Genomic DNA, 20556 nt, shown 5'->3' with positions numbered 1-20556 from the left:
TCAGAATACTTTCTTATAAGGGCGAACGGTCACCTTTGCATACACACCGGCCGCAACGTATGGGTCTGCATCAGCCCAGGCCTGAGCCGCTTCCTGAGATTCAAACTCGGCAATAACCGTGGAGCCAGAAAAACCAGCGGCACCCGGATCATTGCTGTCGACTGCTGGCATTGGGCCGGCGGTCAGTAATCGACCTTCATCCTGCAGCAGCTGTAAGCGTGCCAGATGGGCAGGGCGAACAGACAGACGTTTCTCGAGGGAATCCGCGACATCTTCAGAGTAAATCACGTAAAGCACGGTGAAGCTCCTTAACCGTTAAAAGTGTCAGTTACGTTATGTGAAAGGGCAATTGACTGCAATGCAAAGATAAAAACAATGTTAATACCCTGATCTGAATGCCCCTTTTTTGGCCTCTCCTGCGCTTAAATTGCGCCAGAACAAAGTGTCTTATTGAATATGATTGCTATTTGCATTTAAAATCAATGTTCGATTTTTTAACGTTGATGATTATGACTGCGATGACCCTTGATTTACCTCGCCGCTTTCCCTGGCCGACGCTGCTTTCTGTCGTTATTCACGGTGCCGTCGTGGCGGGTTTGCTCTATACCTCGGTTCATCAGGTTATTGAAATGCCCGCGCCCGCGCAGCCGATTTCTGTGACGATGGTTTCACCAGCGGATCTCGAACCACCGCAGGCTGCGCCTGCGCCGCCACAGCCAGTTGCTGAACCTGAGCCGGAGCCCGAGCCGATTCCGGAGCCGCCGAAGGAAGCACCTGTGGTGATCCACAAACCTAAACCGGAGCCAAAGCCTAAGCCGAAGCCAAAGCCGGTGAAGAACGTTGAGGAACGTCCGAAACGCGAAGAGCGTCCGGTTGAGCCGCGCGCCACCCAGACAGTAGAGAATGCGGCACCTTCACGTCCGGCAATGAACAACACGGCGACAACCGCTAAGCCGACAGTATCGGCGCCAGCAGGCCCGCGAGCACTGAGTCGTAACCAGCCTCAGTATCCTGCTCGAGCTCAGGCATTACGTATTGAAGGGCGCGTAAGGGTAAAATTCGACGTCACTGCGGATGGTCGTGTTGATAATGTGGAAATATTATCTGCTCAACCTTCTAATATGTTTGAGCGAGAAGTGAAATCCGCGATGCGCAGATGGCGATACGAAGCTGGAAAACCGGGAAACGGGTTGATAGTGAATATTGTTTTCCGTCTGAATGGCGGGGCACAGATGGAATAAGAGAAGCCTCCGTATGGAGGCTTTTTTTCGGTCTATCAGGCTTGCGGAAGTTGACGAGGTTTCCCTTCGCTATCCACTGCGACATAAATAAACAGCGCTTCTGTCGCTTTATAACGCTGGCCAATCGGTTCTGAAGAGACCTTCTTGACCCATACTTCTATATTGATCGAAATGGAGGTGTTGCCGCGTTTGACGCAACGCGCGTAACAGCAAACCACATCACCCACCGCAACCGGACGCAGGAAGGTCATGCCATCCACTCTCACGGTCACCACGCGTCCATGGGCGATCTCTTTTGCCAGAATTGCACCGCCCATATCCATCTGCGACATCAGCCAGCCGCCAAAAATATCGCCATTGGCATTGGTGTCAGCGGGCATTGCCAGTGTGCGTAAAACCAGTTCGCCCTGAGGGGCGTTAGTTGTTGTCATTGTTTTAACTCATAACGGAAGACTTCAGGCGGGATGCTACTATGATTCGCGTGCGGAGAGAATAGACCAGAACGCCTGTCGTTGACGTTCTGGTCAGTCATTAATCAGTGGTTGTCGTCCTGTGGCATATGACGATAGATGTATACACCGCTTAACAACGTAAAGATAAGCGTCAGCGCGGTCAGGCCGAAGACCTTAAAGTTGACCCAGATATTCTGCGGCAGCCAGAAGGCGATATAGATATTGGCAAGTCCACAAAGAATAAAGAATACCGCCCAGGCAATATTCAGGCGGGACCATACTTCCTGCGGTAGCGTCAGCTCTTTGCCCAGCATGCGCTGGATCAGTGGTTTTTTCATTACCCACTGGCTGATCAGTAATGCACCTGCAAACAGGGCGTAGATCACAGTGACTTTCCACTTGATAAATTCATCATTGTGGAAGAAGAGGGTTAGCCCACCGAATACGGCTACCAGGACAAACGTCACCAGTGCCATCTTTTCCACTTTACGATAGCGAACCCAGCTGTAGATCAGCACAACCGCAGTTGCAACGATCAATGCCGTGGTGGCGGCATAAATGTCGTAAAGCTTATAAAACGCGAAAAAGACGACGAGCGGTAAAAAATCAAGAAACTGCTTCATTCTGTGATTCCATCTTCTGTGTTGAGCCGGGTCCGATAAGGCACCCGACATCAGGATTACTGACGAATTAACATATACAGGCGGAACAGATAAACCAGCAGTACCGCTGAAATCAGGTTGCTTAGCGTATTCGCGACTACCGCACCTACGTTTGGCGTTAACACCGCAAAATTCGGCGCAAACAATAACAAGAGCGTTTTAGCCAGCAGCCAGCCGATCACGGCGGGCGCCACCAGACGCATATTAGCCCATGCCAGCCTGATGCTGCTGCGCATTGCGGTAAAAATCCCCATTTTATCCTGCACAATCATCACTGGGGCAAAAGCGAGCACGATAGCCAGCAACACACCCGGTACCACGACCAGCATAATCCCCATCTGCACCAGCAGGGTGGTTAAGAAAATCAGGATAAACAGCTTAGGTAAGACCGGTGCGCTGGCTCCAATCGCCCGTAAAGCGCTGACCCGATGCCCCGCCGACACCAGTTGAATCATTAGCAGAACGCCACCGGCCAGCACCGCATTACCAATCAGACCTGAGAAAGTGGATGCAGCGGAAGCCCGCAGCAGAATTTGTTGCTGCTCAGGCGTCATGTTTTGTACCAGTTCAAACAACCCTACGCTTCCTGCAAGGTGGTCGCCCTGGCTCAGGCTGGCAATTTGTTCTTCACTTGGTGAGAACGCATGGCCAAGCACCACCGTGATAAAGGCGCATAGCAACGCGATCAGTAAAAAGGTAATGAACTGATTGCGGAAAAAGTTTCCCGTGTCACGGTAGACAGACTTCGCCGTGATAGACATGCACTCTCCTTGAGTATTGCAGGTGTTAATTAGCCGGCAATTGTACACCGGATGCACCTGCTGTGGCAGCATCAAGGCTTGTATGGAAAAGCATATCTTTGTAAAGCGGCGGTAATCCAACGCGCGCGCGTGCGCGGTTACAGGCTTCGTTGACCTGCCCATCTTCCCCCGACATGGCAAATTCCCTGCACGGGCTGGGGCGATCCTCATAGATGGAACATCGGGTCGAAACCCCGGGCTCACCCTGTAGCGCTGCACAGCGGACCTGTTTTTGGTTGGTGCCACTCATGCAGCGCAGAAAAGGCGTTAGCGGCTCAGTGAGATGAACCGGAACGGCACCGCCGCCATCGCTGGCTTCGGCCCAGTAGAAAGAGACTCGAAAATACGCACAACAGGCTCCGCACGTCATGCACGGGTTCATATCACTCATGGCACACCTGCAAAAGAAGAACGCATCAAATCAACTTGTGAGAGCGATAAATTATCCAGCCACCAGAGGAAGAGCAAGAGGGGGAAAAGGGAAAATTTTGTAACCGTGAAATGCCAAAAATTGACATGGAGACAACTTATTGGTTTTGGGTGCGCAACAAAAAATTAATCCAGATCAATGAATGTTAAGTTACTGGTTTTAATGTGATCTGTGGCAGATCACTTATTACTCATTTATGAGTATATTCTCACCCGCGATTAAAACCACAACGATGGAGCGGATATGAAAAAATTAGCGGTGGCAGCCCTTGTATTAAGCAGTCTCTCTGGCGGCGCGTATGCGCATGAAGCAGGCGAATTCTTTATTCGTGCCGGTTCGGCTACGGTTCGCCCTACTGAAGGTTCCGACAATGTGCTGGGGATGGGCGGTTTTAACGTCAGTAATAATACCCAGTTAGGTTTAACGTTTACTTATATGGCGACGGATAACATTGGTGTTGAGCTTCTGGCTGCGACGCCATTCCGCCATCGCGTTGGCCTTGGGCCGACTGGCGATATCGCCACAGTTCATCATTTACCACCAACGTTGATGGCGCAGTGGTACTTTGGCGATGCCAGCAGCAAAGTGCGTCCGTATATTGGCGCCGGTGTGAACTACACAACCTTCTTTGATGAGAAATTTAACGATACCGGTAAAGAGGCGGGTCTGTCAGACCTCAGTCTGAAAGATTCCTGGGGCATGGCCGGGCAGGTAGGTCTTGATTATCTGATTAACCGTGACTGGTTAATTAACGCCTCAGTCTGGTACATGGATATTGATACGGACGTACGCTTCAAAGCAGGCGGTCAACAGCAAAGTATCAGTACTCGCCTGGACCCGTGGGTATTTATGTTCTCCGCGGGTTATCGTTTCTAATTTCATCACCTGAGACTGGCCATAAAACGGCCAGTCTTTCTGCGGAATTTCCCCTAGCGCACAACCAGCACCGGACATTTTGCGTGGCGGACAACGACTGCCGCGTTTGAGCCTAAGAGATAGGTAGTAATATCAGGCCGATGAGAGGCAATAATGATCAGGTCTGCGTTGATACTGTCGGCCAGTTTCAGGATCTGATCTTTAGGCGCGCCTGAAATGGCATGTGTCTGAACGCGGTCTGCGGGCAGATTGAACTGCTTAACCATCTCATTAAGTTTCTCCAGCGCCTCCTGCTGTATTTCCGCAAGTTTTGGCATCTCAACGGAATAGGCCAGCCCAAGAGAGGAGTAGTAGGGTAAAGAGGGAACGACCGTCAGAAAATGAACTTTACCGTTACTGATTGCTGCGTTTGCCTGTACATAAGGGATCACCTGTTCGGTCAGGCGACTCTCAGAGATATCGACAGGAACAAGAATCGAATTAAACATGCCACACCTCCTGTTTGTTTTTTATCCACCTAAAGTGTAGTGCTGTTGTAATGACATTCACTGTATTCGCGGCCAAAGTGGGATATAAGGCAGGTTTTGAGGTGGGAGAGACACCCCAGATAGGGGCGTCCGTGACAGCATTATTTCTGAATTAAATAGCGGATGGTCGGTCCGTCCTGCTGGATATCTAACACCGTGTAACCGTGGTTTTTGGCATCCAGCGGAATATTGTTGATGGACTGCGGACAGTCACTCACCACTTCCAGAATTTCACCTTTTTTGAGCTGCGGAAGCGCTTCAAGTGTGGCAACTGCCGGATAGGGGCAGGGTTCGCCGACCATATCCAGGCGATAATCAGGCACGATCTCTTTCATGCGGCATTCTCCTGCGTTTGGGTTTTAACAGTGGCTCTGCGGAAGAAACGTTTTTCCTGTGCGACAACCAGTAAAAAGGCTGCCAGCAGCAGACCATAAGTGACCAGCAGACCGCCGAGGGGGCCGAAGGTGCTCAGCAGATTCACCTTGTCCCAGTTGGTGGCAAGCACAGGGGAGAGGTCGTCCCAGAAGTAAGCCAGTATCGTCGAGCCGATAACATTTCCCAGACCCACCCACCAGTAATGCACCTGACCCTCAACGGCGCGGTACATCCAGCCGGTTTCACACCCGCCAGCCAGCACGATCCCGAAGCCAAACAGCAGACCGCCAATCACCGCGTTAGGACCTGCCCACATGATTTTCGGTTCGACCCCCAACTGAACATAGCTGAAGATACCGATGGCACTGACCGCCATCCCGGCGATAATCGCTTTCGCCATCATCGTGCGGCCGGTGATCCACATATCGCGAAACGCCGAAGTAAAGCAGATCTGTGCGCGTTCAATGAGAAGGCCAAAACCCACGCCAAACAGCATCGCCAGACCGAGTTTCGGCTGGTTCAGGGCTGTACACAGCGCCCACGCCAGCATGGCGAAAAAGACCAACATACCCAGGCGGAAGCGGCGACGGGCCTGAGAGGGCTTTTGCGTCAGTGGAGAAGCCGCACTCACCTTGACCATTTTGACCGGAATACGGAACAACGGGAGAAGGGTAAATTTTGCGCCAAAGTAAGAGCCGATGGCCGTGGCGACAGCAAAAAACCAGGCATGCAGTGAAAACTGAGGAATACCAGTGAAGAAGGCGGCAAGGTTGCACCCCATCGCCAGACGCGCGCCGAAGCCGGCAATCATGCCGCCGACAATCGCCTGCAGAATACGGATTCGGCTTTTAGGCAGCCTCAGCTTGACGTTATTTGCCCATAGCGCCGCAGCTAAACATCCGCCGAACATACCCATGATCATCATCCCATCAATGCGGGTGAGCGGTGTGCCGTCCAGATGAATGAGTTTAAAGTAACCCCACTCTTCGGTATGTGCCCCAGCCAGTTGTAGCAGTTGCCCACCCCAGCGCGTGAACTCGCCGGTGACGGCCCAGAAGGTGCCGGTAATGCCGAAATAGTAGGTAGAAAGGATCCCCGCCGCGATAACGGCCGGTACAGGTGACCAGAACTTAACCAGGTAAGTCTGTTTAAAGTATTGCCATGACATGAGAAAGCCTCTGAACTCAGAAGGAGTATGTTGATTTAACGGACTGGAATATATAACGTTTTTTGTTTCTCCAAAACTGCTCTCCAAAATACTGCCTGTTTTTATGACCTCAATCATTAAACCGTGCTGCTCACCCAACGGCAGCACGACTTCGGAACAGAGATAGCACTGAACACCGGTTATACTGAGTTGTTTCTTCGATGCGGAAATTCAGATGGGTTTAGCTCAGTAGCCCGGCTCCAACGTTTACTGACAGACCCAGAATCGCCAGATTGAAAACAAAAGAAATCACCGACTGGAGCAACGTAATTTGCCGCATGTCGGTGGTACCGGTCGCCACATCGGCAGTTTGTGACGCTACCGCGATGGTGAACGAAAAATAAAGAAAATCCCAGTAACCGGGTTCCTCCGGTTTTTCTGGAAAAATCATGGGTATGACGTCTTTAGTTCGGTGCAGGTAATGGTGGTGAGCGTAATGCATCGCAAATGAGGTGGGCAGTAAGGCCCAGGAAACGGCCAGCGTGGTGCCCGTCAACAGCAGATGCAGCACGCGCGGCGATCCGGTGAGGTGCTTGAGTGAGGTTAGCTCAATGAGGATCGCCAGAATGCTGGCCAGGCAGCCGATTATCACCATGCCCAGCACCAGCCCCGCGCTCTCATCCTGCATTTTGGCAATATGCGGAATATCCCGCACATCAGTACGTAACATACGAAACCACATAAAGCACAGATATAGCCACGCCAGCACATTCCAGCCTATCAGCAGCCGTTGCAGATATCCCAGATCAGGGGGAAGGGCTACAAAGCAGGTTACTCCGGCCAAAATGGCGAGCATTAACCGCATGCGCCCGTGAAAATAAGATCTGACAGAAAAGAGCATAATGTGAGTGTGTTTGTGAAGGGACAATAGATTAACTATAGTAGGTGAGCGTGAGGTTTTTCATCAAAACGTAATTAAAATACACACCTCAATGGACTAATGTTGCACCACTGTTTTTTATACTCCATTCCGCTGAAGTATTTCCCAAGAGAGAAAATGATTTTTTTCTCATTCTGCTCACACAGTTCTCTGGCTCGATTATAATTTTCCCAAAGCAAGATGCTTCCCGCACCAATATTGTTGTATTGAGGGTCGTATCCTCCATTGATGTCGTCGAAGTAAATCCACCCGGGGCATTCGGTTTTAAATATTAAATCAATGGCTATGATTTTCTTATTGATTGCGAGTGCGGATCCAAAAATCATATGTCTCAAGCTATTAATGGCATCCAGTAGATTTTCTCTTGGGTAGGGCGATACTTTGCCGCGCCAGCGAACATTAAACAAGTCTATGTAACTGTCGCAAATCTCGTCAGTGGAAAGATTGTTCACATCCAGTATTTCACCTCCAAGCTTGAGAAAACGACTCCTTTCCCCATTTCTTTTTCTAACCGTTTTTGTAGAAAATAGCGGTTTCATGTGACATATCTCATCATTCAGCATTTTACTGCTGAAGGAGTTGATGAATGAACTTTTCTGTAGTGGTGAAAGCTTTTTCGTCCTGACGGGAAGAAAGGATTTTGAATGGGTGGCGCTGGGTAAAATTATATCCTCAAAAACAAAAGGATGTGATTTTGAGTAGAGATTCAGTGACCCATTAATAGAATAAATTGATGAAACGACAATGCCATCTTTTTTTCTGCAAAAGAACTTGATTTCTTTATTTCGTTTGCTCGAAAGATAAGTTAGCACATCCGGATGTGTGCATACACTACCGCCATAAGTAGCATATGCCTGACGGTAAATACTCAGGTCACATTCTTCCCAGCCAAAAATGAAATTTCTCAACATGTTGTCCAAATATTATTACAATAGCAAACATGTGCATACATTATACTTTCCTTATAATAAGTAAATCGACAAAACGATATTGTTGACTGCCTGTTTAGTGAAGTGGGTAATTAAGTATTAGTTTGCTATTTATTGCAGTTGATATTAATGCTGTAAAGTGAAGAGGGAGTATAAAAAGAAGAAGGGAACCGTCTGGCGGAGTTGCCAGACGGCGAAGGGGTTATGCTCTTCGGGTTGCGGCTTTCATTGCGCTTACGAATGTTTTCAGTTCGGCCAGCATCTGCTCGGGCTTATCAACGTTCTTCTCGATGATTTTGACAATAGCCGAGCCGGAAATCGCCCCTGCTGCTTTTGCTTCAATCGCTGCCGAGACCTGTTCAGGAGAGGAAATCCCGAATCCCTGCAGCGGCGGTGCGGCATGGTATTCAGCCAGCTTTTCTACCAGATGATGCAGCGGCAGTGCGGCTTTATTTTCGGCACCGGTCACGCCCGCACGGGAGAGCAGGTAGGTATACCCGCGACCGTAAGAGGCAATCTGGCGCAGCAGCTCGTCATCAGCATTCGGTGGGCAGATGAAAATCGGGGCAACGTTGTGGCGCATTGCTGCCTGGCGAAACGGTGCAGATTCCTCAACCGGCACATCCGCCACCAGTACAGAATCAACACCTACGCGTGCGCACTCGGCATAGAACTCATCGATCCCGCGGTTAAACACCAGGTTGGCGTACATTAGCAGGCCGATTGGGATTGTCGGGTGTTTCTGTCGAATGGCGGCCAGCATCTCAAAGCACTGGGTTGGCGTTACGCCCGCCGCAAAGGCGCGCAGCGTCGCATTCTGAATGGTTGGGCCATCCGCCAGCGGGTCAGAGAACGGGATACCCAGCTCCAGCGCATCGGCACCGGCTTCAATCAGGGCATCAATAATCCTCAGCGACTGTTCCGGGCCCGGGTCGCCCAGGGTAACGAAGGGAACGAACGCGCCTTCCTGGCGGGATTTCAGTTCTGCAAATGCGTTATCGTAACGTTCCATCAGATTTCCCCTCGTGCTTTCAGAATATCGTGAACGGTGAAGATATCTTTGTCACCGCGACCGGAAAGGTTAACCACCAGCAGCTGCTCTTTCTCCGGGTTTTCTTTCATCATTTTCAGCGCGTGTGCCAGTGCGTGAGATGACTCCAGCGCCGGGATAATCCCTTCGCTGCGACACAATGTTTTAAATGCTTCCAGCGCTTCATCATCGGTAATGGAAACATAATCCGCACGACCAATGCTGTTCAGGTACGCATGCTGTGGCCCAACCGACGGGAAATCCAGGCCCGCTGAGATAGAGTATGATTCTTCAATCTGGCCTTCGTCGGTCTGCATCATCGGGGACTTCATACCGAAGTAGATCCCAACGCGGCCATGCTTCAGTGGCGCACCATGCTCACCCGTTTCAATTCCATGACCAGCAGGCTCAACGCCAATCAGGCCAACGCGGGTGTCGTCGATGAAATCGGCAAACATGCCGATAGCGTTAGATCCACCGCCGACGCAGGCGATCACCGCATCCGGCAGTCGACCCTCTTTTTCAAGGATCTGCGCTTTGGTCTCTTCACCAATCATGCGCTGGAATTCACGTACGATAGTCGGGAACGGGTGCGGGCCCGCAGCGGTACCGAGCATATAGTGCGCGGTTTCATAGCTGCCAGACCAGTCGCGCAGCGCTTCGTTACAGGCATCTTTCAGCGTGGCTGAACCACTGTGAACCGGGATCACTTCTGCACCCATCAGACGCATACGGAACACGTTCGGCGACTGACGTTCAACGTCTTTTGCGCCCATATAAATGTGGCATTTCAGACCGAGCAGGGCGCTGGCGAGAGCAGAGGCCACACCGTGTTGACCCGCGCCGGTCTCGGCGATGATTTCGGTTTTACCCATACGTTTGGCGAGCAGCGCCTGACCCAACACCTGGTTAGTTTTGTGCGCGCCGCCGTGCAGCAAATCTTCACGCTTGAGGTACAGCGTCGTTTTGGTGCCTTCGGTCAGGTTACGACACTTGGTCAGCGCCGTTGGACGACCAGCATAGTTTTTCAGCAGGTCAGTAAATTCAGCCTGAAATGCCGGATCCTTCTGCGCGCTGACAAACGCCTCTTCCAGCTGGCGCAGAGCGGGCATCAGGATTTGCGGGACGTACATCCCACCGAACTCACCAAAATAAGGGTTTAGTAATGTCGTCATCTTCTCTTCCTTAATATGCACGCAGAGTTTTAAATACCGAGGCCAGCTTGCTGGCATCTTTGATACCCGGTTGCGACTCTACGCCTGAATTGAAATCGAGGCCTGCGCAGCCCGTTTTGGCGGCTTCAACGCAGTTATCCGGGCTTAATCCGCCCGCCAGCAGGACGTTGTCCAGCTTTTCACCATTCAGCAGCGACCAGTCAAAACGCTGACCTGTGCCGCCCTGGCCGTTATCCAGCACGTATTTATCAACATGAGTAAGATTACGCGCTGGCAGGGTGTCGCCTACGCTCTGGGCTTTCCAGATCTGCACCTGCGGTGCCAGCACGGTACGCAGAGCGTCTATATACGCCTGATCTTCATCACCGTGGAGCTGGACCGCGCTCAGGGATAAAGCGTCGGCTTTTGCCGCCACGTCCGTGATATCCGCATTGCGGAAAACGCCGACATAGCTGAGCGGCGCTGCCGCTATCACCTCGCGCGCCTGTTCTACGCTGACAACTCGTGGAGATGAATCGACAAAAATCAGCCCGCCGTAAATCGCCCCCGCGTCATACGCAGCCCGGGCATCCTGTTCGCGGGTCAAACCGCATACTTTGTTTTCACCCAGCAACACCCGGCGCACCGCAGCGTTGAGGTCGTCATGTTCCATCATGGCGGAGCCAATCAGGAAACCGTTGGCGAAGTGGCTCAACTCACGTACCTGCGCGTAGCTGTTAATACCGGACTCGCTGATCACCGTCACACCGGAGCCCAGACACGGCGCGAGCTGGCGGGTGCGGTTGAGGTCGATCGACAGGTCGCGAAGATCGCGGTTGTTAATGCCGACCACTCTGGCTTCCAGCGCAATCGCGCGTTCCAGTTCTTCTTCATTACTGACTTCTGTCAGCACGCCCATGTTCAGACTGTGTGCCACGGCAGAAAGCTGGCGATACTGTTCGTCGTCTAGCACCGAGAGCATCAGCAGGCAGGCGTCAGCCTGGTAAAAGCGCGCCAGCCAGATTTGATACGGATCGATAATAAAGTCTTTGCACAGAATCGGCTGTGGTGCGATGCCGCTGACGATGGGCAGAGAATCAAAGCTGCCCTGGAAATATTTCTCATCCGTCAGCACCGAGATGGCTGACGCATGATGCTTATAAATGCCGGCAATACGCGCCGGGTCGAAATCGTCACGAATAACGCCTTTAGACGGGGACGCTTTTTTGCACTCAAGAATAAACGCGGTGCGCGCGCCCTGCAGGGCGTCATAGAAACGACGGCTGCTCGGGACGACGTCGTTCTGGAAACTGGCAAGCGGCTGTTGTTGCTTGCGTGCTTCCACCCAGATGGCCTTATCGGCAACGATTTTCGCTAAAACGGTCTGCATTCTTTACCCTCTTGCCGCAAGTGCGGTAACGCGATCGTAAGCTGCACCAGAGCGCAGTACATCCAGAACTTTTTGAACGTTGGCCTTCAGGTCTTCCTCACCGTGCAAACGCATCAGCATGGCGACGTTGGCAGCAACGGCGGCCTCATGAGCGACCTCTCCTTTACCTTGTAATAAGCGCGTCAGAATGTCACGGTTTTCTTCCGGCGTACCGCCTGCCAGCGCTTCCTGGTGATATGGCGCTAAACCGAAGTCGGCGGCTTCCAGCTGATAACTCAGGATCTCGCCGTCGCGCAGTTCGGCTACCAGCGTTGGCGCATGCAGCGACACCTCATCCATTCCTCCACTGTGGACCACGGCGGCACGTTGATATCCCAGAACACGCAGTGTCTCAGCAATCGGCAGCACCAGTTCCGGGCTATAGACGCCAATCAGCGCCAGCGGCGGATGAGCCGGGTTGATAAGTGGCCCCAGTACGTTAAACAGCGTACGGGTTTTGAGCTGCTGACGAACCGGCATCGCGTGGCGGAAACCGGTGTGGTACTTCGGCGCAAACAGGAAACAGACACCCAGGTCATCCAGCGCTTCACGGGAACGCTCGGCGTTCATATCGAGATTAATACCAAATGCGGCGAGCAAATCGGAAGAGCCTGACCGGCTGGAAACGCTGCGGTTACCGTGTTTCGCGACTTTCAAACCACACGCCGCCGCCACGAAGGCGCTGGCGGTAGAGATGTTGATGCTGTTGCTGCCGTCACCGCCGGTGCCAACAATATCGGCAAACGGATAGTCCGGGCGCGGGAACGGAGCGGCATTTTCCAGCAGGGCCGTAGCGGCACCGGCGATCTCCTGCGGGCTTTCACCGCGCACTTTCATGCTCACCAGTGCAGCAGCAAGCTGTTCAGGTTTCAGCTCGCCGCGAACCACGGCGGAGAAGAGCTGATGGCTTTCCTGCTGGCTCAGGGTCTGCGCCTGGTACAGTTTTTCCAGAATCGGCTGAAGGGTATTAGTCTGTTCCAGCTTCTGTAACGCCCAGTCGAGAGTTTGTTCCAGCAGACGAGCACCGTTAGAGGTCAGAATCGATTCCGGGTGGAACTGCATACCGCAGACGCGATCCGCATCATGACGCACCGCCATCACCATCCCTTCAAACGAGGCGTTAATGGTCAGCCCGGCTGGAATGTTGCTCCCCACCAGCGAGTGGTAGCGCGCCACCGGGAGTGGGTTAGGCAACCCGGCAAACATCGCCTGACCGTCATGTTCTATGCTGGACGCTTTGCCGTGCAGAATTTCGCCCGCCTGGCCGACGTAGCCGCCATAGGCTTCCACAATGGCCTGGTGGCCGAGACAGATACCGATAATCGGCAGCTTTCCGCGCATACGCGTCAGCAGTTCTGGCATACAGCCAGCTTCACTCGGTGCACCGGGTCCTGGAGAGAGCATCAACACCGGGTTTTGCATGGTGGCCAGTCGGTCAATCAGCGTCTGTGCCGGCACGTGGTTGCGGTAGATAACGACGTTATGACCATTCGCACGCAGCTGATCTGCAAGGTTATAAGTAAAGGAGTCGATATTATCGAGCAGCAGAATGTCAGCCATCAGAAAATCTCCTGTGCATGGTGTGCGGTAGCAATGGCGCGAAGTACCGCACGCGCTTTACTGCGTGTTTCGTCAGCTTCAGACTGCGGAACAGAATCAAGAACAATGCCAGCGCCTGCCTGGACGGTGGCAATGCCATCTTCCACATACGCAGAGCGGATAACGATGCAGGTATCGAGATCGCCGTGGGCGGTGAAGTAACCCACTGCGCCGCCGTAGCTACCGCGACGACGGCCTTCGGCACCGGCAATCAACTGCATGGCGCGGACTTTTGGCGCACCGCTCAGGGTCCCCATGTTCATGCAGGCGCGATAGGCGTGCAGCACGTCGAGGTCGCTGCGCAGTTCACCGACCACTCGGGACACCAGGTGCATCACAAATGAATAACGGTCGACTTTGGTGAGGTCAGCGACGTAACGGCTGCCCGGAGTACAAATGCGCGCCAGGTCGTTACGCGCCAGATCGACCAGCATCAGGTGCTCGGAAAGCTCCTTGTGGTCGGTACGCATTTCGAGTTCGATGCGGCTGTCGAGATCGCGATCCAGTGAACCATCAGCACGACGACCGCGCGGACGCGTCCCGGCAATAGGGTAGATCTCAATCTGGCGGCTGGTGGCATCGTATTTCAGTGAGCTTTCTGGTGACGCGCCAAACAGGGTGAAATCGTTGTCCTGCATAAAGAACATGTACGGACTCGGGTTGCTTTTCTTCAGCACATCGTAGGCCGCCAGCGGAGACGGGCAAGGCAAAGAGAAGCGACGGGAAGGTACAACCTGGAAAATTTCACCGGCACGAATCGCTTTTTGCATCTGGCGAACAACGGCGCCGTACTGATCGTCAGTCTGGTTGACGTCGCACGTCATCTTCTCCACGCGCTGCACTGGAAGCGCAGGCGGCGCTTCGGTCATTTGCTGCTGCAGCTGGGTGATGCGATGTTCAAGGCGATTTTTCTCTGCCACAGAAGGCGTGAACAGGCTCGCCTGAATGCGGGTATATTTTTCTGATGGTCGATCACCAGCAAGGTTTCCGCCAGATAGAAGCAGTAGTCCGGGCAGCGGTTGCCTTGTTCTGTTTCCGGCAAATCTTCAAAACCCGCGACCAGGTCATACGCAAACAACCCGCCGAAGAACATCGCCTCACGCTCATTTTCCGGTACGGACACCAGGTTTTGCAGCAGGCGGAAAGCATCGAAAACGGACAGAGAACAGAGACGTGCGTCTTCATCCAGCAACTGGCTGACCGGCGGGAAATGCAGAACCCGCATTTCCGGATGACGTTCATTTTCAATTCCTGCAGGCAGGGCGGCATCCAACAGCGGCAGCAGCGACTCGCCATTTTCTGACAGTGCCTTAATGGTGACAGTGTCACCTAAAGCGGTAATGCGCAACGCGCTGTCAACCAGCAGCAGGCTCTTGAGATCGTCTTTGCTGTCGATATCCGCAGATTCAAGCAGCAGCGTTGCCGGGCGAGCACCGCACACCTGATGAAACAGCGCGGTGGGGTTGTGGCGATAGGCCGCCTCGCGGGTTAGCAATTCGAGGTGTGGTTTGGCTGTTTGCATGATGTTGTTCTCATTTATTCTGTTCAAAAAAGCCCGCTTAGTAGCGGGCTGGGTATCTGTTTGCATTTCGCAGACGCGTGACACTGCCCGATGATCAGGAAGTGCGCCACCAACCGTGCAGAGTGAAATGTGCTGTCATTTTCAGATACCTTTCTCGTGTGAACTTGCGTACTAGTTAACTAGTTCGATGGCGAGTTGTCAACCCTTGATTTCAGAATTTCACGTTAAGTCGGTATCATGGCGGTTTCGGATGTCTCCAACCTGCTATGGGAAGTGCTTTGAGCGATACCACCTACGCGATTATTTATGATTTACACAGCCATACACAGGCCTCTGATGGCCTACTGACACCCGAGGACCTGGTTCATCGTGCCGTTGAAATGCGCGTCGGTACGCTGGCGATAACCGATCACGATACGACAGATGCCATTCCGGCGGCGCGCGCCGAAATCGCCCGCAGCGGGCTGGCGCTTAATCTGGTGTCCGGTGTCGAAATCTCCACCGTCTGGGAAAACCATGAAATTCATATTGTTGGCCTGAATATCGATATAGACCATCCGGCACTTCGGGCCTTTTTGCAAGAACAAAAAACGCGCCGCAACCAGCGCGCAGAGATGATTGGTGAACGTCTGGAAAAGGCGCATATTCCGGGCGCGCTGGAAGGTGCTCAAAAGCTGGCGAACGGCGGGGCGGTCACGCGCGGTCATTTCGCCCGTTTTCTGGTAGAGGTGGGCAAAGCCACGACAATGGCGGATGTTTTTAAAAAATATCTTGCTCGCGGGAAAACCGGATACGTTCCGCCACAGTGGTGTACAATAAAACAAGCTATTGATGTGATTCATCATTCTGGTGGCAAGGCCGTGCTGGCCCATCCGGGGCGATATAATCTTTCTGCTAAATGGCTGAAAAGACTGCTGGCACACTTTGCCGAATGCGGTGGTGAGGCGATGGAAGTCGCCCAGTGTCAGCAGGCGCCCAATGAGCGCGCGCAGCTCGCAACTTATGCCCGTCAGTTCGGCCTGCTTGGGTCACAAGGGTCTGATTTCCATCAGCCTTGCGCCTGGATCGAACTGGGGCGCAAGCTCTGGCTGCCCGCTGGCGTTGAGCCTGTCTGGACGCTCTGGGAACAGCCGCAGCAAATTGAAGAGAGGGAAGTATGAGTCAATTTTTCTATATCCATCCGGATAACCCGCAGCCACGCCTGATTAACCAGGCCGTAGAGATCGTTCGCAAAGGCGGTGTCATTGTCTATCCGACCGATTCTGGCTATGCGCTGGGCTGCAAAATTGAAGACAAAGGGGCGATGGAACGCATTTGCCGTATTCGCCAGCTGCCGGACGGCCATAACTTTACCCTGATGTGTCGCGATCTCTCTGAGTTGTCGACCTATGCTTATGTGGATAACGTGGCGTTTCGCCTGATCAAGAACAACACGCCGGGTAATTACACGTTCATCCTGAAAGGGACGAAAGAGGTTCCGCGCCGTCTTCTGCAGGAAAAACGTAAAACCATCGGCATGCGCGTACCGTCGAACCCGATTGCTCAGGCGCTGCTGGAAACCCTCGGCGAACCTATGCTCTCGACCTCGCTGATGCTGCCGGGAAGTGAATTTACCGAATCCGATCCGGAAGAGATCAAAGATCGTCTGGAGAAGGTCGTTGAGTTGATTATTCACGGTGGCTATCTCGGACAGCAGCCGACCACCGTGGTCGACTTGACCGAAGATGCACCAGAAGTGATTCGTGAAGGCGTGGGTGATGTTAAGCCTTTCTTGTAATGGTCTAAGCAGATATACTACGCGGCCATCAAAGCAGGGGTAAGCCCTCTTTTGACCTGATTCGACGCCTGTGAAGGCGACACCTGAGGAAGCTCAATGAGCGAGAAGTTACAGAAAGTGCTGGCGCGCGCCGGCCACGGCTCACGCCGTGAAATCGAAGCCATTATTGAAGCGGGCCGCGTGAGTGTGGACGGTAAAATCGCCACGCTGGGCGACCGCGTAGAAATTGTACCGGGGCTGAAGATCCGTATTGACGGTCATCTTATCTCCGTAAAAGAGTCCGCTGAACAGATTTGCCGCGTGCTGGCTTACTACAAGCCGGAAGGCGAACTGTGTACCCGCAACGACCCGGAAGGTCGCCCGACGGTGTTTGACCGTCTGCCTAAACTGCGTGGCGCTCGCTGGATTGCAGTAGGTCGTCTGGACGTGAATACCTGCGGTCTGCTGCTGTTTACCACCGATGGTGAACTGGCAAACCGTCTGATGCACCCAAGCCGTGAAGTGGAACGTGAATACGCCGTGCGCGTCTTTGGTCAGGTTGATGAGAATAAACTGCGCGATCTGTCGCGCGGCGTTCAGCTGGAAGACGGTCCTGCTGCGTTCAAAACCATCAAATTTACCGGTGGTGAAGGTATTAACCAGTGGTACAACGTAACGCTGACCGAGGGCCGTAACCGCGAAGTACGTCGTCTGTGGGAAGCCGTCGGCGTTCAGGTGAGCCGCTTGATCCGCGTCCGTTACGGCGACATTCTGCTGCCAAAAGGTCTGCCGCGTGGCGGTTATACCGAACTGGATCTGACGCAAACTAACTATCTGCGCGAGCTGGTTGGTCTGACGCCAGAAACCACCTCTAAAGTGGCAGTAGAGAAAGATCGTCGTCGCATGAAGGCGAATCAGATCCGTCGTGCGGTGAAACGCCACAGCCAGGTGAGCAGCAACCGCCGTTCCGGCAGCCGTAACAACAACGGTTAAAACAGAAGCCCGGTCAGCGTGACCGGGCTTTTTTTAGTAATCAATCCCGATTTGCGCTTTGATACCCGCATCAAACGCATGTTTCACCGGACGCAGCTCGCTGACGGTATCTGCCAGCTCCAGAATATCCCGATGACACCCACGCCCCGTGACGATCACCGTCTGATGTGCAGGACGGTTCTTCAGCGCATCCAGCACTGCTTCCAGAGGCAGGTAGTCGTAGGCGACCATATAGGTGATCTCATCCAGTAGCACCATGTTTAGCGAAGGATCGGCCAGCATTCTTTTGGCATGTTCCCAGACGGCGAGACAGGCGGCGGTGTCCGTTTCCCGGTTCTGGGTATTCCACGTAAACCCGGTCGCCATTACCTGAAACTCGACGCCATGAGGCTCAAGCAAATTCCTCTCGCCGTTGGGCCATATGCCTTTGATAAACTGGATGACACCGACTTTCTGCCCGTGCCCGACGGCACGCGTAGCGGTACCAAATGCGGCAGTGGTTTTACCTTTACCGTTGCCGGTGAACACGATGATGATCCCGCGTTCGTCCTGGGCTGCCGCGACGCGAGCATCGACCTGTTCTTTCAGACGCTGCTGGCGCTGCTGATGGCGTTCTTCACTCATTGGGAAATTCCTGGTTTACGGCCTGGCTGGGCGTCAAAGGTCATCCCTGTCTTGCGGCGACTGTCATCGCCCATTAGCCAGAGATAGAGCGGCATTATATCAGCCGGAGTTTTCAGCTTCTGTGGATCTTCGGTCGGGAACGCGCTGGCACGCATTTTGGTGCGCGTTCCACCGGGGTTAATGCAATTTACGCGCAGATGGCGGCTCTGATATTCCTCCGCCAGCACCTGCATCATGCCTTCGGTGGCGAATTTTGATACGGCATAAGCTCCCCAGTTCGCCCGGCCTTCGCGACCCACGCTGGAAGAGGTGAAGACCAGCGAGCCTGACTCAGATTTGAGTAATAAAGGAAGCAATGCCTGGGTAAGGAAAAACGTCCCGTTGACGTTGACCTGCATCACCTGCTGCCAGGTATCAGGATCCTGTTCATCCATTGGGCAAACATCCCCAAGCAAGCCGGCGTTGTGTAGCACACCGTCCAGTACTGGGTAGCGGGTACTGATGCGTTGGGCGAGTTCCTGGCACACTTCGGGAGTGCAGGTGAGTAAATCGAGCGTGTACCACGCCGCCAGTGTTCCACCAGCAGCTTCAATTTCCTGCGCGACACCTTTCAATTTCTCTTCGTTGCGGCCAATCAGAATAACGCTTGCGCCATATTCAGCGTACGTCAGAGCCGCCTCGCGGCCAATTCCGTCGCTGGCACCAGTAACGAGAATGATCCGGTTCTGTAGCAGGTTTTTTTGTGGTTGATAATGCACGGTGACTCCTCAGGCGTACAGTGACGCGATGACGCCTTCACGATGACTTTTCGGCTTTATGCCCGAATTAGCCTAATAATTCAATCAGTCTACAGGACGCATTACTGTAAAATTAACAATTTGCAAATATTTAAACTCCAGGCCGGGGATTCCTGAAGGCGGCTCGCAGAGGTAATGTCACGAGCGAGACGCATGGGCAGGGCTGTTGTACACTGCCGTGAAAGATTCGTGGTTAAATCAAGGTGGAACGCGTGGAATTACTTTCTCAATATGGGTTGTTTTTGGCCAAAATCGCGACGGTTGTCATTGCCATCGCAGTGGTTGCCGTTCTGATTGTCAACCTGACGCAGCGCAAGCGTCAGCGTGGGGAGTTACGCATCACGCGTCTAAGCGAGCAATATAAAGAGATGCAGGAAGATATGTCTCTGGCGCTGCTTGATAGTCATCAACAAAAACTGTGGCAGAAAGCGCAGAAGAAAAAGCACAAACAGGAAGCCAAAGCGGCAAAGGCAAAAGCAAAGCTCAATGCGCCGAAGGAGAAGGTCACGCCACGTGTCTATGTACTCGATTTTAAAGGTAGTATGGATGCGCATGAAGTTTCCTCTCTGCGGGAGGAAGTGACTGCCGTTCTGGCTGTGGCGACACCGCAGGATCAGGTTGTCGTGCGTCTTGAAAGCCCCGGAGGTGTCGTTCACGGTTACGGGTTGGCAGCCTCACAGCTGCAGCGTCTGCGCGAAAAGCGGATCCCATTAACCGTTGCAGTGGACAAAGTGGCGGCGAGCGGTGGTTATATGATGGCCTGCGTAGCGGACAAAATTGTTGCCGCGCCGTTCTCTATCATTGGCTCAATCGGTGTGGTCGCGCAGATCCCTAACTTTAACCGTTTCCTGAAGAATAAAGAGATTGATATCGAACTTCACACGGCAGGTCAGTACAAACGGACCCTGACGCTGCTGGGTGAAAACACGGAAGAAGGGAGACAGAAATTCCGTGAAGATCTCAATGAAACGCATCACCTCTTTAAAGATTTTGTGCACCGTATGCGGCCTACGCTCGATATTGAACAGGTCGCGACGGGCGAGCACTGGTACGGTATCCAGGCACAGGAGAAAGGGCTGGTGGATGAAGTGGGCACCAGTGACGACCTGCTGTTGAATCTGATGGACGGCCGTGAGCTGGTTGGTGTGCGCTTTACCCAGCGTAAGCGACTGCTTGACCGCTTCACCAACAGTGCGGCAGAAAGTGCAGACCGTCTGTTGCTGCGTTGGTTACAACGCGGACAAAAACCGTTGCTGTAAACAAAAACGCGAGG

The 20556-nt window shown here is 53.1% G+C and carries 23 protein-coding genes, 1 pseudogene and 1 other annotated feature; of the genes and pseudogenes, 6 read left to right on the top strand and 18 right to left on the bottom strand.

The genetic code is table 11. The annotated features are described in order from the left end of the window. On the bottom strand, window positions 1-297 hold the full coding sequence (locus ACLHV8_RS11785) for a YciI family protein (protein WP_049006872.1): 297 nt from the start codon (window positions 295-297) through the stop codon (window positions 1-3). A gap of 221 nt (window positions 298-518) precedes the next feature. Here ACLHV8_RS11785 and tonB point away from each other — a divergent pair, with 221 nt between their 5' ends. Next, window positions 519-1241 (top strand): TonB system transport protein TonB, encoded by a 723-nt coding sequence (gene tonB, locus ACLHV8_RS11780; RefSeq protein WP_049006960.1) that lies wholly within the window; start codon window positions 519-521, stop codon window positions 1239-1241. A gap of 35 nt (window positions 1242-1276) precedes the next feature. Here tonB and yciA read toward each other — a convergent pair whose 3' ends face one another. The 4 genes from yciA to ACLHV8_RS11760 form a co-directional block, all read right to left on the bottom strand. After that, window positions 1277-1672: an acyl-CoA thioester hydrolase YciA gene (gene yciA / locus ACLHV8_RS11775; protein ID WP_008502796.1), complete on the bottom strand. Its 396-nt coding sequence runs from the start codon at window positions 1670-1672 to the stop codon at window positions 1277-1279. Between the two features lie 104 nt (window positions 1673-1776). Next, the gene (locus ACLHV8_RS11770) at window positions 1777-2316 is read right to left on the bottom strand and encodes a septation protein A (protein ID WP_049006874.1); all 540 of its coding nucleotides are present in this window, start codon (window positions 2314-2316) and stop codon (window positions 1777-1779) included. 56 nt (window positions 2317-2372) lie between these two features. After that, entirely contained in the window at window positions 2373-3116 is a 744-nt protein-coding gene (locus ACLHV8_RS11765; RefSeq protein ID WP_208595103.1) for a YciC family protein, read from the bottom strand. A gap of 25 nt (window positions 3117-3141) precedes the next feature. Then, complete coding sequence (locus tag ACLHV8_RS11760; protein ID WP_049006878.1) at window positions 3142-3546, bottom strand: YkgJ family cysteine cluster protein; 405 nt, start codon at window positions 3544-3546, stop codon at window positions 3142-3144. A 282-nt stretch (window positions 3547-3828) separates the two neighbouring features. Between ACLHV8_RS11760 and ompW the strand changes: the two genes are divergently transcribed. Continuing rightward, on the top strand, window positions 3829-4461 hold the full coding sequence (gene ompW / locus ACLHV8_RS11755) for an outer membrane protein OmpW (RefSeq protein ID WP_049006880.1): 633 nt from the start codon (window positions 3829-3831) through the stop codon (window positions 4459-4461). Between the two features lie 53 nt (window positions 4462-4514). Here the strand turns inward: ompW and uspF are convergent, their stop codons facing one another. The 11 genes and pseudogenes from uspF to trpL form a co-directional block, all read right to left on the bottom strand. After that, window positions 4515-4949, bottom strand: coding sequence for a universal stress protein UspF (gene uspF, locus ACLHV8_RS11750; RefSeq protein WP_049006882.1), 435 nt, complete (start codon window positions 4947-4949; stop codon window positions 4515-4517). A gap of 140 nt (window positions 4950-5089) precedes the next feature. Then, a complete protein-coding gene (gene yedF, locus ACLHV8_RS11745) occupies window positions 5090-5323 on the bottom strand; it encodes a sulfurtransferase-like selenium metabolism protein YedF (RefSeq protein WP_003856774.1) in 234 nt (77 codons plus the stop codon). After that, window positions 5320-6531, bottom strand: coding sequence for a selenium metabolism membrane protein YedE/FdhT (gene yedE / locus ACLHV8_RS11740; RefSeq protein WP_208595102.1), 1212 nt, complete (start codon window positions 6529-6531; stop codon window positions 5320-5322). The genes yedF and yedE overlap by 4 nt, the downstream gene beginning before the upstream one ends. A 220-nt stretch (window positions 6532-6751) precedes the next feature. Further along, window positions 6752-7411 carry a DUF1345 domain-containing protein gene (locus ACLHV8_RS11735; RefSeq protein ID WP_028018789.1) on the bottom strand — a complete coding sequence of 220 codons (660 nt, stop codon included), beginning with the start codon at window positions 7409-7411 and terminating at the stop codon, window positions 6752-6754. Window positions 7412-7485: 74 nt separating this feature from the next. After that, window positions 7486-8361 carry a transcriptional regulator gene (locus ACLHV8_RS11730; RefSeq protein WP_128347583.1) on the bottom strand — a complete coding sequence of 292 codons (876 nt, stop codon included), beginning with the start codon at window positions 8359-8361 and terminating at the stop codon, window positions 7486-7488. A gap of 220 nt (window positions 8362-8581) precedes the next feature. Beyond that, window positions 8582-9391, bottom strand: a complete 810-nt coding sequence (gene trpA / locus ACLHV8_RS11725) for a tryptophan synthase subunit alpha (RefSeq protein WP_128347584.1) — start codon at window positions 9389-9391, stop codon at window positions 8582-8584. Beyond that, window positions 9391-10584 carry a tryptophan synthase subunit beta gene (trpB, locus tag ACLHV8_RS11720; protein ID WP_208595100.1) on the bottom strand — a complete coding sequence of 398 codons (1194 nt, stop codon included), beginning with the start codon at window positions 10582-10584 and terminating at the stop codon, window positions 9391-9393. Before trpB ends, trpA begins: the two co-directional genes overlap by 1 nt. 10 nt (window positions 10585-10594) lie before the next feature. Continuing rightward, a complete protein-coding gene (gene trpCF / locus ACLHV8_RS11715) occupies window positions 10595-11953 on the bottom strand; it encodes a bifunctional indole-3-glycerol-phosphate synthase TrpC/phosphoribosylanthranilate isomerase TrpF (RefSeq protein WP_208595099.1) in 1359 nt (452 codons plus the stop codon). Window positions 11954-11956: 3 nt separating this feature from the next. Next, window positions 11957-13552: a bifunctional anthranilate synthase glutamate amidotransferase component TrpG/anthranilate phosphoribosyltransferase TrpD gene (gene trpD, locus ACLHV8_RS11710; protein ID WP_028018794.1), complete on the bottom strand. Its 1596-nt coding sequence runs from the start codon at window positions 13550-13552 to the stop codon at window positions 11957-11959. Beyond that, window positions 13552-15113, bottom strand: a pseudogene (locus tag ACLHV8_RS11705) (anthranilate synthase component 1). The gene trpD and the pseudogene ACLHV8_RS11705 overlap by 1 nt, the downstream one beginning before the upstream one ends. Before the next feature lie 23 nt (window positions 15114-15136). Further along, window positions 15137-15231: a sequence feature (Trp leader region), on the bottom strand. Then, a complete protein-coding gene (gene trpL / locus ACLHV8_RS11700) occupies window positions 15208-15252 on the bottom strand; it encodes a trp operon leader peptide (protein ID WP_106993556.1) in 45 nt (14 codons plus the stop codon). It overlaps the preceding feature by 24 nt. Before the next feature lie 127 nt (window positions 15253-15379). Between trpL and rnm the strand changes: the two genes are divergently transcribed. From rnm to rluB, 3 genes are all read left to right on the top strand, one after another. Then, on the top strand, window positions 15380-16273 hold the full coding sequence (gene rnm / locus ACLHV8_RS11695) for an RNase RNM (protein WP_208595097.1): 894 nt from the start codon (window positions 15380-15382) through the stop codon (window positions 16271-16273). Further along, a complete protein-coding gene (locus ACLHV8_RS11690; RefSeq protein WP_003856793.1) occupies window positions 16270-16890 on the top strand; it encodes an L-threonylcarbamoyladenylate synthase in 621 nt (206 codons plus the stop codon). The genes rnm and ACLHV8_RS11690 overlap by 4 nt, the downstream gene beginning before the upstream one ends. Before the next feature lie 96 nt (window positions 16891-16986). Then, window positions 16987-17862 (top strand): 23S rRNA pseudouridine(2605) synthase RluB, encoded by an 876-nt coding sequence (gene rluB / locus ACLHV8_RS11685; protein WP_008502809.1) that lies wholly within the window; start codon window positions 16987-16989, stop codon window positions 17860-17862. A 33-nt stretch (window positions 17863-17895) separates the two neighbouring features. Here the strand turns inward: rluB and cobO are convergent, their stop codons facing one another. Both cobO and ACLHV8_RS11675 read right to left on the bottom strand, forming a co-directional pair. Further along, on the bottom strand, window positions 17896-18486 hold the full coding sequence (gene cobO, locus ACLHV8_RS11680) for a cob(I)yrinic acid a,c-diamide adenosyltransferase (protein ID WP_108089769.1): 591 nt from the start codon (window positions 18484-18486) through the stop codon (window positions 17896-17898). Then, window positions 18483-19244, bottom strand: coding sequence for a YciK family oxidoreductase (locus tag ACLHV8_RS11675; RefSeq protein ID WP_028018798.1), 762 nt, complete (start codon window positions 19242-19244; stop codon window positions 18483-18485). The genes cobO and ACLHV8_RS11675 overlap by 4 nt, the downstream gene beginning before the upstream one ends. Window positions 19245-19495: 251 nt before the next feature. Here ACLHV8_RS11675 and sohB point away from each other — a divergent pair, with 251 nt between their 5' ends. After that, the gene (sohB, locus tag ACLHV8_RS11670) at window positions 19496-20542 is read left to right on the top strand and encodes a protease SohB (protein WP_208595096.1); all 1047 of its coding nucleotides are present in this window, start codon (window positions 19496-19498) and stop codon (window positions 20540-20542) included. Window positions 20543-20556 lie beyond the last annotated feature (14 nt).

This window comes from Enterobacter sp. CPE_E863 (assembly GCF_046521465.1).
In the GTDB taxonomy this organism is placed as follows: domain Bacteria; phylum Pseudomonadota; class Gammaproteobacteria; order Enterobacterales; family Enterobacteriaceae; genus Enterobacter; species Enterobacter adelaidei.
This window is presented reverse-complemented; position numbering and strand designations above follow the sequence as displayed.